Below are 13,587 nucleotides of genomic sequence, written 5' to 3'. Positions count from 1 at the left end.
AGGTGGAGTTAGCAGAAATGGACAGGGCAACGCTGGATGACTTGTTGCTGGATGCGCATTCGCGCAATAATCCAGCTGCCCTCGTCACATATTACACGATGGCCGCAGATGAGCGCGAAGCCGCAGGCGACATCGACGCGGCTTGTTTTTTCCTGACCCATGCCTTTGTTTTCGCGCTCGAGCATGGCGCGCCCGAGGCCGACGGTCTCAACCAGCGTCTGGTGCGCCATGGTCGGGCTGATCGCCTAAAGCTCTGATCTCCGCAATGCCGCCCGCCGCATTTTGAGATGCGCCCGGCGTTTTGACCCGAACAAACGACAGCTTGCTTCTTACCTCAGCATCCTTATCTATGCTGGGATGATCTCCATATGGTTGTGCTAAGGGGCGAAGGCTTGGATCAAAAAACGGATATGTTGATCATAGGCGCAGGCATCGCCGGGATGACCATGGCGCTTGAGGCGCGCAAACTGGGCATCCGAGACATCACCATTCTGGAAAAGGCCGATGATATCGGTGGGACATGGCGAGAAAACACATATCCCGGAGTTGCCTGCGATGTGCCTTCGCACCTTTACAGCATGGCATCTCATCCCAACCCGGACTGGAGTCAGGTTTACGCAGGCGGGGCCGAAATACAGGCTTATCTTCGAGACATTGCGCAAAAAGAAAACCTGTATCACCTCTGCCAATTCAACCATCGCCTGAAATCCGCCGAATGGCGCAGCGATCATTGGTACGTTGAAACCGATGACGGACAACGCTGGACCGCTCAGTTTCTGGTTTCGGCCATCGGGGCGTTGCACATTCCCAAAACCCCCAAAATTCCGGGCGCCGACAGTTTTACAGGACCCAGCTTTCATTCCGCCGAATGGGATCACGATGTTGATCTGACCGGTGCAAATATAGCCGTTGTTGGCAGCGGTGCCTCAGCCATCCAGTTTGTCCCGGAAATCGCCAAGATCGCGAAGCGGGTAACAGTCTTCCAACGCAGCGCCCCTTACGTGCTGCCGCGCATGGATGGACCGGTCGCACCATGGGTCAGACGGCTGTACCGGCGGGTTCCGCTGCTGGCGCGGATAAGGCGGAGCCTGATCTTTGCCTATTTCGAATTCCGCCACCGTGTGTTCCGGCGCGAGAAGCTGATGGTGAAATACGCCATGCATCTGTGGCACAAAGCGTTGCATTCCGCAGTATCGGACCCGGCAGAGCGGGAGAAGCTGACCCCGAACTACCAAATCGGATGCAAACGGATCCTCAGCTCGAATGAGTGGTACCCAGCCCTGATGCGCGACAATGTCGATGTCATCCCATCGGGCGTGGCGGCGATTGAGGGTGATACGATCACAGCCAGCGATGGGACAAAAGTAAAGGCCGATGTCCTGGTCTGGGGGACCGGTTTTCACGTAACCGATATTGCCGAACGTCTGGACATTACAGGCGCAGACGATCTGACGCTACGCGACGCCTGGTTAGATGGGATGCAAGCCCATCTGGGCACTGCAGTCGCAGGGTTCCCGAACTTTTTCATCCTTTTGGGACCGCATACAACGCTGGCCCACAACTCGGTCATTTTGATGATCGAGGCTCAGGTGCGCCATATCAGCGAAGTGCTTACGTCGATGTCGGATCAAGGCCTTCGCACAATCAACCCGCATGCAGAAAAGCAGGCCGCGTTTACACAGGAAATGCAGGATCGGCACGCAGACGCTGTTTGGCAAGACGGCGGTTGCACATCATGGTATCAGGATGCCAAAGGCCACAATACGGCCCTGTGGCCCGGAACCGCTGCTGAGTTCCAGAAACGCATGGCCGCCGCAGGCATCGAACACTATATGCCCTTGCCCGACGCAAAAGGAGACTGATGAGATGACAATTGTTCTAAGCTTACTGGCACTTATTGTCGTCTTTCTTTTGGGCATGCGCCTCTGGACACGGCATCTGACCAAGGTTGGTCTTCAGACCGTTCCTCAATTGGGCCAGATCATCCCGGTCGCGGGCGGTAGTATTCACTACGTCGAAAAAGGTGACCCCAACGCACAAACGATTGTAATGATCCATGGGTTGGCCGGGCAGTTGCAGCACTTCACCTATGGGCTGATGGATGAGCTTGCGGATGAGTATCACGTGATCGCCTTGGATCGATCAGGCTGTGGATATTCCACCCGCGACACGGCCGAGATGGGTCTTTTGCCCGAACAGGCCCGTATGATCACCGAATTCCTCGATGCCAAGGGCGTCACTGACGCCGTGCTGGTCGGGCATTCACTGGGCGGGGCAGTCTCGCTTGCCATCGCCCTGGACTACCCGGACCGCGTGTCTAGCCTGGCCTTGCTTGCGCCCTTGACCCATCAAATGCCAAAGCCACCAGAGGTGTTTAAGTCCCTCGAAATCCGCACGGCCTGGATACGCCGCCTGATCGGAAACACCCTGGCTGTTCCCATCGCGTCCAAAACCGCACCCCATGTCTTGCAGGTAGCCTTTGACCCCGAAACAGCCCCAGATGATTTCCTGGAACGCGCTGGTGGCGCGCTTGGCTTACGCCCATCAGCCTTTATCACCGCATCCCAGGATCTTGTCGGGGTAGATGACAGCATCGCAGCTCAAAGCGCGCGCTATCCCGAGCTGAAAACACCCGGAGGTGTTTTGTACGGGGCGCAGGATACGATCCTGTCCCCCGCAATGCACGGGCCGCAGATGCAGCAGTTCGGACTGACTTATCAAGAGGTTGACGGCCTGGGTCATATGACACCCATCACCGTGCCAAAAACATGCGCCGATTTCATACGCAAGGTGATCCAGAACGCTGCGAAGGCGGACAATACATCAACTGATGTCGGTTGAGGTTGGATCAGAAAAATTCCCTCTCGAACCGACCATTTCCCCCTTGACCCTCTCCTACGGCTCGCTTACATCGCCTCTCACTCATGGCGGAGTAGCTCAGTTGGTTAGAGCAGCGGAATCATAATCCGCGTGTCGGGGGTTCAAGTCCCTCCTCCGCTACCACTAAACCCCCCACTTTTTTGGAACGGTTTGAAACCAGGGCGCTAAGGCGGCCTTTCACTTCGACCGGCACGCCGCCTTCCTCGGTCGGAGACACAACGATCTCCGAAATCAAGCCGCGCACCGCATCACGTGCTTTTGGATTCAGATTGCCGTCATGCGACTGCATGGAAGAGATCATTTCATCCAGTGCCGTGACATAACTGGATGCTGTCGCAGGATTGAATTCGAGCGCCTTCTCCTTCTCGTCAAAGCTGGCCAATACGTCCGCGGCAACTGAGGCGCGTTCTTTGGCCTCGGTCAACTTTGCCTCGCCTTCGACTCCTTCAAGAATTTCCATCTCAAAAAGCTCGATACGGCGCGATAGCAGCTTGTTAGCTTCTGCTACAGCGCGTTCGAGCTTCTTCCTGTCCGGTTTGTCCGCTGCGTTGAGTTTGCGACGTTCTTCATTGTAGGTGCGGATGAACTCATCGATGTAGGTTGGCTCAGACAACTCCTTTCGCAGTTCGGTCAGCAGAGCGCTCTCGATCTTGTCGAGGCGAACCTTCCCGTTATTGTTGCAGGAGCCACTCTCTTTGGCCGTTGAGCAACGGATGCGGATGGTATTGCCGTTTCTGTCATGAATCGACATGCCGCCACCGCAGCACCTGCATTTGATCAGCCCCGAGAACGGGCGCACAGGGTTTCGGGTCGATTTTCCCGATCGCTTGGCCGCAGACTGCGTGACCAAACGCCGCTGAACTGCGTCCCAAAGTTCCTCTTCGACAATACGAAGGTGCGGAACTCCCACAAATTTCCAGTCTTTGACCGGCTTTTCACGGCTGACCCTTTTGCCTGTTGTCGGGTTTCGTACCATTTTGACGCGATCCCAAACGAGTATGCCAGCATAAAGGGAATTTCTGAGAATACCGTAGCCGCGCTTGCCGTTTCCATCCAGCGTTGACGCGTTCCACTTCGTCCCACGAGGCGGTAACTCACCGCGAGCGTTGAGCTCATGAGCAATATCTCGCGGGGAGGCTCCTTCTGCGTAGGCCTTATAGATTTGGCAAATAACTTCCGCTTCGTGTGCCTTGACCTGGAGCTCCTCGGGTTTTCCCGCAATAGGAGAGTAACCATAAGCCTTACCGCCGGCACTCAAACCTTTGGCTATGTTGCCTGAGATTCCGCGATGCACTTTTTCACGCAGATCTTTGAGGAAAACCGTACCGACGAAGCCGCGAAGGCCAATCTGGAGTTCCGACTGTACCCCCTCGCTGGCTGGAATGATTTCGACGCCGGCGTAGCTAAGCAGTTTATGCACCTTATGAAGATCACCTGCGTCCCGGCTGATCCGATCAACACACTCCACGACCAGTGCATCAATTTCCCCCGCACTCGCCGCTTCGAGAAGATTAGCAAAACCAACTCGCCCAATCAGAGTCTCAGAGGTTTTGGCCCTGTCTTCGAATGTCCGGACCTCCCTATAGCCTTCACTTGTCAGGTAGCGTCGGCAGAGCTCCACCTGATCTTCAATGGAGCGCTCCGACTGGAGCGTGGTCAAATAGCGGGCGTAGATCGCAGCGCGGCGTTGCATTCTCTCGAGTTCCTTGCGTCTTGTTGTGCTGCCGCCCGGGCCAATTCCCGGACGAGCTCAAGCAAACCAACATCTGGCGTCGGGTTTTGCTTTGCTGCTGGGGACTTGGTGATCTCTTCACAAATCGAAAAATCGGTTTGGATCGGTTTTTGAACTGTCATGGTGCTCGCTTTATGTTTCAACGAGCGTGAGATCGGTCTCCTTTAGAAAATTTAGAAACGCAGTTTAATCCGAACGGTTCGGAGAGCGAGAAACGCTCTCCGATAGCGGCAGGCTAAGTCTGCGCTTCTGCGATCACTCGACGAGATATGCGGTCGGCACGACGCAGGTTCTGGATGAGTTGAAGACGCCTGCGAAGCGTTACCAAAGGTTCAACCGTCAGGTTCAACTCGGCTGCTTGATTTGTCAGCCGCCAATTTATCCAGGCACCGCCCGGGCAATTCTCATCCGTGATCACCTCGCTCACCCATCCGGCTTCTATCTCAGCCAAGACAGGCTGGAGCAGAGATTCGAGATCGTCGAGATCGCGATCACCGAACATTTCGCCCGCACCGAGGCGCGAGCCAAAACGATAGGCTATGCGCGCGCCGCTGGGCTCCAGACTGTCGATCAGCATGTCGAGTGCCTTTGACGCTGAGGGCACCATGTTGAGCGCTTCGAGGATCGCGGCCTCGATCGGCAATAGCTGCTGTGCGATGCTATCATACATAGCGCACCTCCCGCGTATCCGGCCGTCCCTTGCGACGCGTTTCCACCGTGTCTCATGACACTTAAACTGAAATCGCGCTGCCCTCCGAGAACTGGAAATCCCGTTTGAAAGTTGGCGATGTCGTCGCGTTTCGCTTCCCCCATGAAACGATGGGAGAGGATGATCCCAAAGTTCGGCCGTCGCTGGTTATTGATGTCGAGGAAATGGCCGGTGAGCGCTTTGCGGTTCTGGCTTACGGCACAACGAACCCCTGTCCACGTAAGCAGGCTTATTGCGTCGATGTGCGTTCGGAAGAGGAGCGGGAACAGGCTTCTTTGAGGGCGCCAACACGCTTCAATGCGGCTCGACGTGTTTCCGTATCTGTCGACAACAGCGGCTTCGACAGAAACTCCGATGGAACGCCCGTATTGGGTGAACTCGCCGACGCAGCGCTGGATCGACTTCATCGCGTTCGCGCACGAATACATGCAGAACGCGATATCCGGCGCTCCCGTAGGTTCGCCAGCAGAGGCTCGGGTCGAAAGATACGCGCCGTCATCCTTCATCGAAGTTGAAAAGAGCCGCGTCTTCCACCGTGTTTGGGCTGGTTCCCACTTTCGGCTGCGCGACATCCGGACTGCGCAGTCGAAGGTGGGCGACCTGCTTTTTCCGCTGTTTCGGTTCTCGTCCGTGCGCTGTTGTCCGGTCTGTTGCAGCTTTCCGATCTGTCGCCAGCGTGTTCGAAGTGTTTCCAATGGGTCGGTTGACGGGTGTTTCCGACTGCTGTGCCTCTGTTGGAGGTCCACAGAGTTCTCTGTGTCCAGAATGGTTCCCCTGTAGTGGACATGGACCTGTCCGGTCCGGAGCAACGGGCAGCTCTGGGAGTGTTCCTACCTTCTTGCGCGCGTAATACTGGGACCTACCAAGACCATAGTTCAGCCAGGGCTTGTTTCTCGATGCGTTGTTTTCCGGCAGGTACTGATCTCGCGAGGTACTCCCCTGAACAGCACGTCGTGCTCGTTCCCGTTCAGCTTTTCTGCGGTGGCGCTCTTCCGCTGGCATCACCTGACGCATGCTCAACTGACGCGCCATATCCGCTGATACGTCGAGACGCTCCGCAACAGTCGAGCCGCTGTAACAATATCTCTCGCTCTCGCGTGCATTGTCGCAAGCTTGCAGCTTTGACTTAGCAAGAGCCTGCTTAATGATTGCGTTTGTTTCATTCCTGCATAGCCTGGGGGTTGCCGTATCTGCCGCTCGTTGAATGTGACCTTCGATGCGTTTGGTGTCTGACTGATGGGTCTGGCAGGTAGCATAGAAGTGCAGCCAGGTGTTTCGGTATCCCACAGGGATCACCCCACCGTGGTAAATCCGGTAAGCCTCGAGATCTTTCAGGATCTGTTCAAATCGCTCAGCTTGGGTCAATCCCCGCGGCATTGTCTGACTACCCGGCTCCCGATCCTGACGCTGTTTGCGGCGCTCCGTAAGCTCGGAACGGGTGGGCCGCCCGACGGCGGCAAAAATCTGATCAGCAAGGACATCAAAATCCTGGCGTTGGCAATTCCCACCAGACACCCGAACGACCCGGCCCGATTTCTCGTTTCGAGTGCCAGGAATGCGAAAGACGCGAGCTGGGTCGTTGCAAGTACGATCCGAACCAAAGGGAGCAAGCAGATCCATCAATGCCCGGATTGCCGCCTGCCAGCGGGATAGTGCAGCAGGTGGCATCGAATGGATCAACCAGATTGCCGCCAGTCCTCGTCCCGTCCGCAAATAGAATGATGGCTCAGAGACACTGCGCATCAGAAGATGGTCTGCGACGGCTGCCTGAACGTTCTCTTCACCCTCAGCGCGCCAGCCGGGATCGTTGTGAAAGTCCAAATCGACATAGAGCGTATTCAGACTTGCCAGGCTGGAGTTCCTGCGTCGACCATTGAACCGGTTCAACGAGATGAACGATGTGCGATCCAGCAGCGCATGAAGGCACGCTACAATCCCATCCGGAGAGCGGGTGAATTGTTGGCTGGCCTCCCCGGAATTCTTGATCAGAACGGCAGGCTTACCAACCGCACCGACGGGATGGAGAAGCTGAACATACTCCTTTGGCGAAACGGTGTGGGTGTCATCTGAATGCGGGGCAAAGTCGCGCGGATCGGTGTGCTTCATCCGCGGGAATTGGCTCTACGGTTGTAGGCACAGAAAAATCCAAGCAAAGAAAGGCAAGGCCCGGGTGACGTCCCATGCTCGTCAACCGATCAACGGCTCGAGTCCAAACAATATCGATCGCATCCAGTATTGTGCCCTGCAAAAACGGGATTCGGTGTCATCTTGTACGCTGACGCGGCTTGCGTGTTCTTACACGCCGTATGTTGGAAACCCGATCATTCTGCTGGAGCTGAGGTAGGTGATACGCCTCAAGGTCGACATCAGAGGAGAATTCCTCATCGAGGATGTCTAATGGCACGACGTTTATGCCTTCTGTCGCCCATCGAACCGCTTTCTGGTATGCTGTCTCAGTTCTTAGACATTCTATTTGCGACGAAGCTTCCAGCGCAGCTTTCACTTCGCGATCGGATCTCGCCTTCAGCATTCGACGTTTCTCATCGCTGGCCGTTTTCTTGCGGGCAGCCTCTCTCTCCTGCGCGATACGCTCCGCTTCGAGGTCGTCTCTCTGACGCTCCAGGGCGCGCAGCTGCAACCAGGAGTGCCAGAGTGTTGAATTGTGTTCTTGGACAGCCTGGCGCCGTACTCCGGCAACGGTGTCGTCGCTTCCGCTTTCTTGCAATCTGCGGCGCGACCTGGCGGATCTGCGTGGCCCGACATGATCTTGTCTTGCTAGGCCTTGCGGTGCATCGCCTGTCTTGGCCATCTCGGCATACGAACGAAGATCAACCCGCGCTGGAGAGCCAATCTTGCGCAGGGCCGCGTTGGTCCGCTTTTCCCATTCTCCGCGGATACGCTTGATTTCTCCGGGGCCTGAGGTTCTGTCGTCAAGAACACGCGTTTTCTCTCCAAAACCACCCGTGATCCTATCAACCTTCCGCGTCGTCATCAGGATGTGAGCGTGGAAATTCAGGTTGGTCTTCGATGGATCGAAGAGCCTCTGCTCGTAGTCTTCCCGCGTCAGTTCGAGTTTGCCCGCATTGTGCCGTTTCTCTTCCTCAGGACACAGGAAACGCGGCGCGTGAACGTCGGCTTGAACGGCAACGCCGTGTTCATCGCGAAGCCAGAGGCAGAAGCCGCGGACAAGCCCGACCTGCTCGAGAAGCGGTAGCTCGCGTGGCAGGGAGGGGCGCAGTTCGCGGATGACTCTTGCATTCCTTCGGCGTTCAGAACGCTCGGCTGCGTTCCAGAGCTCCTCGGCACTTCCTGTCCAGTTGATCAATTCATGCGACAGGAGGCCACCCTTTCTGCCCGGCGAAAACCGTCGTCCAACCCGCGCATCCCGGAAGGTGGTGCGTGCGGTGTATGTGGCGGATTTGACGGCGGAGCGGCCGTCAGCACGAGAATGTAGGATGACTTCGAGTCTGCTGGCGGGGTGTATCATGTAAAGGACATCGGGCCCCAACCCGATCTCCGCACAAAAAAGCCCGCGGCAGGCGCGCAGGCAAACCCCAAGTTTGCGTAACTGCGCGCATTGCCCAGCAGGCATGCGGACGGCCGCTCACGAGGCGGCCTGGCGAAGCCACATTTTCCCGCCCGGGTAGCGAAGCCGGGATCCAAGCCGCATTTCTTGTCCGACGACTGAAAAGGGAGGGCGAATTGGCGGACCTGGATCAACAAATCGAACAGGCGCGCGCGAGACTCAGGGACCTTCAAGCCCGGGCGAGCAAACAACGACGACGCGATGAAACGCGCAAAAAGATTATCTATGGCGCTGCTGTTTTGAAGCTTCTCGAGGAAATTGAGAGAGACAAAGCTGATCGGTTGCTCAAGCTTCTGCACGAACGTATCTCACGCGACTCAGATCGAGAGCTGTTAGGGCTGTAAACCCAGTTAGATCCTCTTGAGGCACTGCCCGCTCTCAGAAGGGTTGGCTGACTTGGGCCTATTGAAAGAAAAAACTGGCGCGGCTTACCGCGCTCAGTATCGTCAGGTCGCGACGTGCGAAACATCCCTGTCTGGCGAATAGATGTCGAGAATATTCCAATGCCCGGTTGTTGGTGTCGGGTTGTTGATCATTGGCACATCGAGCACGGTTGGTTTGCCACTGGCGATTGCCGCTTCCAGTGCGGGCAACAACTCGTCAGCAGCGCTGAGTCTGTGCCCTTCCGCGCCATAGGCTCGCGCTATGTCGGCATAGCCCGGTCCGTTTGCGGGTGCGGCGGCTGATCCGGGGAACATGGTTCCATAGGTCAAACCGTAATGCGCTTTTTGAAGGCCGGCGATCGTTCCGAAGGCGTTGTTGTTCATGACCAGCCAGATAATGCCCAGATCAAGCTCGACGGCCGTTGCGAGCATCGATGGGTTTTGACCGAAGCCACCATCACCGACCAGACTGATTACAACGCGATCAGGTGCCGCCAGTTTCGCGCCGATCGCGCCCGGAGGGCCGAAACCCATCGTCGCGAACCCGCCCGGGGTCAGGATAGAACCCGGTGTCAGAATATCGAACTGTTGTCCTACCCCGTTCTTGTTCCATCCGACGTCCGTGGTGATGATGGCATCCTCGGGCAGTGCCTTGCGGGTATCTGCCAGAATACGCTCGGGCATCATTGGAAAGGCCGATGAGGTCGCCATTTCCGCGTTGCGCGCTTTGAAGTCCGTCCGGAAACCAGCGATCTTCTGCTCCAGCACGGGGCGCTTGAAGCCGTCCGGATACATCTCGCGGGCAACCCGGTTGAGGACGCGCAAAGCGGCCTTGGCGTCAGCAACGACGCCGATCTCGGTGGGATAGTTCCGACCGATTTCCTGTGGTTCGATGTCGATATGAATGACCTTTGAGCCGGGAATGTTGAACGTATAGCCGGGATACCAGCTGGAACAATCGGCCTCTTTGAACCGGGTGCCTACGGCAAAGATGTAATCGGCATTCAGGCAGGACTGGTTCACCAGTTCGGTGCCCCAAAACCCGGTCATGCCCAGCACAAGCGGATGGTCGTCCCGCAATGCGCCCTTGCCCATCAGGGAATGCGCGACGGGCAGACCCATATGTTCGACAAACTCGCGCAGCTCCTCGCTGGCCTGCGCCAGAAGGATACCGCCGCCGACATAGGCGACCGGGTTTTCGGCTTTAGCCAACGCTTCGACAATCTCTCGCGCTGTCTCGTCGTCAATCGATGGTTTCTTGAGCGCGCGCGTGTTGTCGCGGATACGGTCGAAACTGTCTGAGGAGATCACCTCTGAAAAGATATCCATGGGGACATTGACTAGTACCGGCCCGGGCTGGCCGCTTTCAGCGAGATGAAACGCCTTTTCCAGAATCTCGGCCATCAGGTCCGCCCGATCTACGCGCCATGCACGTTTGACAAAGGGCCGATAAATCTCCCACTGGGCAGCGTCTGCGTGCAGGTTCACTTCCTGATGTGGATGTTTGCCGTAGTAGTGCGAAGGAATATCGCCCGCGATCACGACCATAGGGATACAGTCCAAGGCCGCGTTGGCGACCCCGGTGGCGCAATTGGTCAGTCCCGGGGAGAGGTGGGACAGCACCACCGAGGCCTTGCCCGTCACGCGGGCATAAGCATCCGCCGCGTGGCTGGCGATTTGTTCATGTCGTACTGTAACGAAATCGATGGGACTTTCCGCCAGCGCAGCCAGAACCGCGATGTTCGTGTGCCCGCACAGGCCGAACACATGTTTGACCTCACGACGCTCAAGGAAATCAACGATGTGTTCGGCGACGGTTTTACCGTCCAGTTTGCTTGCGTCCATCACGCGACCTCCTGTCCGTAGAACTCACCGAACAAGTCCGGCTCCGAGGGGCGATCCTCGGGGATGGGACGGCTGACCCAAGTGTAGTTCATCATGTGTTTCATCGTGACGTTTTCGTTGGTGATGTTGCCGCCCCAGATGCCGCAACCCAGACTGCTGGTCATAGGCATACCATTGGTCCAAGCACCCGCATTGGCCTTGGATTGAGGCTGCCGAACCATCATCCGGCTGACCGGAGCCAGACGCGCCAACCGGTCGATATGATCGTCATTGTGGCTGTAGATGCCGCAGGAATGGCCCTTGCCCCCGGTGTTGTAGATCTGGCTGACCGTTTCCAGCGCGTCATCAAACGTGTTGAAGTGATAAAGCGCCATCAGCGTGGTCAGTTTTTCCTTGGAAAACTTGTGCTCTGGCCCGATTTGCCCCTGATTTTCAACCATCAGAAACTTGCGATCTTCGGGGATGCTAAAACCGGCGACTTTGGCCGTTTGCTGCGGCGGACAGGCGATGGTCGGGAAGGTGCGATTGCCCTTTTCGTCCCACATGGCCGCTTCAAGCATGGCCTTCTCTTCATCCGAACACAGGTAGCCGCCCTCGGCTTGAAGCGCCTTGACCATATCGTCGTAAACTGAGCGCTGGATGATGATGTTGCCGTCGGCCGAGCAGCCCGAGCCATAGTCGGAGGTCTTTGAAAGACGAGTGTTCTGCGCGGCGATGTCCAGATCGGCGGTTTCATCGATGACGATGGACGAATTGCCCGCGCCGACGCCATAGGCCGGGCGACCAGAACTGTAGGCCGCTTTGACCATCGGCTTGCCACCCGTTGCCAAAGTCAGGTCGCAGATCTCCATCAGATGTTGCGTCAATGGGATCGACGGTTTGCGGATCGACTGGAACAGGTCTTCGGGTGCGCCTGCTGCTCGACAAGCTGCGCGCATGACCTCGACCATCTCAAAGGTAGTATGGGCGGTCCGAGGGTGCGGACTGAAGATAACCGCATTTCGGGCGTTGGCGGCGGACACGCCAGTCACCGGTGGTGTCATCGCTGGATTGGTCATCGGAATCAGGGATGCGATCACACCGGCAGGCTTGGCATATTTTACCAGACCCTTTTCTTCGTCTACTTCTACGATCCCGGTCGATGGTGTCCGCAAGACATCACGCAGCACCATGTGAATCTTGAATCGCTTCGCGGGGCGCCCTTCGCGATCTCCGATACCGCTTTCGTCCACGCCTTGCTGGGCCAGACGCGTGAAGGTCTTCTCGTTCCCAGCATACCACGCAATTGCCTGAGACAGGCGGTCCAGCCTGTCCTGATCCCAATCCTCGATCTCGGCCATGGCAGCGCGGGCGCGCGCCAGCATATCGGCCGCGAGTTGTCGGTCGTTTTCAGTGAGCTCTTTGCCCATGATGATCCTCTTGGTGTTTTAGAATTGCTGCATCGGGCATGCGGCGCTGTGACCGCGCCTCGCCGAATGTTCGCTTGGCGTGGCTGAGACAGCGACGCGCGTGTTCTTCATATCCCAACTCGGCAACGCGGCTTTGGTTGGGCAGTTCTATGGAGTAGTCGACGGGTGGCATCCGTTCGATGATGCCGGTGAAGTCAATCCAGCCTTCGCCGGGGTACAACCTTGCATCACGGGCCAACTGGATCATGCCCTCGCGCGTATCGGCGATGCCGGGCAGGCAGTCTGAGATATGCAGGAAATGAAACAGGTCCGAGGGGACGTGCAAGAGCTCTCCCAGATCCACGCGGCTGAGATGCAGGTAGAGCGTGTCAACGAGGATACCGCCATTCGGTTGGTCCGCTGCGCGGACAATATCCAACGTCTCGTCCAGCGTGCGCAGGCGGGAAAAGCTTGGAAACTCCAGATCCACTGTCAGCCCATAGGGCGCTGCCAGTTCGCAGGTCTCGGAATAGACGTCGATCAGGAAGTCACGATCATCACGGGTGTTGGTCCACGCGCTCATGATCATGCGTTTTGCGCCCAGCTCTCCGCCAATTTCCAACGAAGGCTCAAAACTGCGCGGGTCGACATCTTCGGTGATGCGCGCAAGTTCGACATCAAGGACTTTCAAGCCGGTGGTAGACAGAGCCGTTTTGGTGGCCTGCACCTGCGCCTTGTCGATTGGGGATTGGGTGAATTCACCGGGCACATGCATCGGAATAAACCGGGGGCTGACGGCATCGTACCCGGCCCGCGCGGCGATATAGACCAACTCGGGCGGTGTGCAGCCAATCAGCGTCAGATGCGCCAAGGAATAGAGAGAGGGGCTTGCGCCAGCCTCTTCGGGTTTCACCATGAACGACAGCTCCACGTGTCTGCGAATCTCAAATTCATCACACGTAGTAAAAAATATCTGATATTTTTTAAAATATCAACTTTTATTGCTGGGCAGGAAATGAAAACGCCCGAGCAATAGCCCGGGCGTGTTTAACCTTTGTGTTGGC

The 13,587-nt window shown here is 56.9% G+C and carries 12 protein-coding genes and 1 tRNA gene; 5 read left to right on the top strand and 8 right to left on the bottom strand.

From position 1 onward, the window contains the following. The first annotated feature begins 17 nt into the window (after nt 1–17). From ACR0KG_RS19335 to ACR0KG_RS19320, 4 genes are all read left to right on the top strand, one after another. Nucleotides 18–257, top strand: a complete 240-nt coding sequence (locus ACR0KG_RS19335) for a hypothetical protein (RefSeq protein ID WP_480828189.1) — start codon at nt 18–20, stop codon at nt 255–257. Between the two features lie 135 nt (nt 258–392). Beyond that, entirely contained in the window at nt 393–1,862 is a 1,470-nt protein-coding gene (locus ACR0KG_RS19330; protein WP_480828188.1) for a flavin-containing monooxygenase, read from the top strand. 4 nt (nt 1,863–1,866) lie between these two features. Beyond that, nucleotides 1,867–2,841, top strand: coding sequence for an alpha/beta fold hydrolase (locus ACR0KG_RS19325; RefSeq protein WP_480828187.1), 975 nt, complete (start codon nt 1,867–1,869; stop codon nt 2,839–2,841). Between the two features lie 85 nt (nt 2,842–2,926). Next, nucleotides 2,927–3,003, top strand: a tRNA-Met gene (locus tag ACR0KG_RS19320). Here ACR0KG_RS19320 and ACR0KG_RS19315 read toward each other — a convergent pair. Both ACR0KG_RS19315 and ACR0KG_RS19310 read right to left on the bottom strand, forming a co-directional pair. Next, a complete protein-coding gene (locus ACR0KG_RS19315) occupies nt 2,960–4,573 on the bottom strand; it encodes a recombinase family protein (protein WP_480828228.1) in 1,614 nt (537 codons plus the stop codon). The two genes, ACR0KG_RS19320 and ACR0KG_RS19315, sit on opposite strands and share 44 nt — an antisense overlap. A gap of 274 nt (nt 4,574–4,847) precedes the next feature. Next, nucleotides 4,848–5,282, bottom strand: coding sequence for a hypothetical protein (locus ACR0KG_RS19310; protein WP_480828186.1), 435 nt, complete (start codon nt 5,280–5,282; stop codon nt 4,848–4,850). A gap of 104 nt (nt 5,283–5,386) precedes the next feature. Between ACR0KG_RS19310 and ACR0KG_RS19305 the strand changes: the two genes are divergently transcribed. Continuing rightward, nucleotides 5,387–5,836, top strand: coding sequence for a hypothetical protein (locus ACR0KG_RS19305; RefSeq protein ID WP_480828185.1), 450 nt, complete (start codon nt 5,387–5,389; stop codon nt 5,834–5,836). Here the strand turns inward: ACR0KG_RS19305 and ACR0KG_RS19300 are convergent. From ACR0KG_RS19300 to ACR0KG_RS19275, 6 genes are all read right to left on the bottom strand, one after another. Next, nucleotides 5,817–7,427 (bottom strand): hypothetical protein, encoded by a 1,611-nt coding sequence (locus tag ACR0KG_RS19300; RefSeq protein WP_480828184.1) that lies wholly within the window; start codon nt 7,425–7,427, stop codon nt 5,817–5,819. The genes ACR0KG_RS19305 and ACR0KG_RS19300 overlap by 20 nt on opposite strands. 157 nt (nt 7,428–7,584) lie before the next feature. Continuing rightward, entirely contained in the window at nt 7,585–8,808 is a 1,224-nt protein-coding gene (locus tag ACR0KG_RS19295) for a MobA/MobL family protein (RefSeq protein ID WP_480828183.1), read from the bottom strand. Further along, a complete protein-coding gene (locus ACR0KG_RS19290) occupies nt 8,805–9,206 on the bottom strand; it encodes a hypothetical protein (protein WP_480828182.1) in 402 nt (133 codons plus the stop codon). Before ACR0KG_RS19290 ends, ACR0KG_RS19295 begins: the two co-directional genes overlap by 4 nt. A gap of 147 nt (nt 9,207–9,353) precedes the next feature. Next, entirely contained in the window at nt 9,354–11,135 is a 1,782-nt protein-coding gene (locus ACR0KG_RS19285) for a thiamine pyrophosphate-binding protein (protein WP_480551265.1), read from the bottom strand. After that, entirely contained in the window at nt 11,135–12,544 is a 1,410-nt protein-coding gene (locus ACR0KG_RS19280) for an aldehyde dehydrogenase family protein (protein WP_480828181.1), read from the bottom strand. Before ACR0KG_RS19280 ends, ACR0KG_RS19285 begins: the two co-directional genes overlap by 1 nt. Further along, on the bottom strand, nt 12,525–13,439 hold the full coding sequence (locus ACR0KG_RS19275; protein ID WP_480828180.1) for a sugar phosphate isomerase/epimerase family protein: 915 nt from the start codon (nt 13,437–13,439) through the stop codon (nt 12,525–12,527). The genes ACR0KG_RS19280 and ACR0KG_RS19275 overlap by 20 nt, the downstream gene beginning before the upstream one ends. Nucleotides 13,440–13,587 lie beyond the last annotated feature (148 nt).

This window comes from Ruegeria sp. H4 (assembly GCF_056533065.1).
This window is presented reverse-complemented; position numbering and strand designations above follow the sequence as displayed.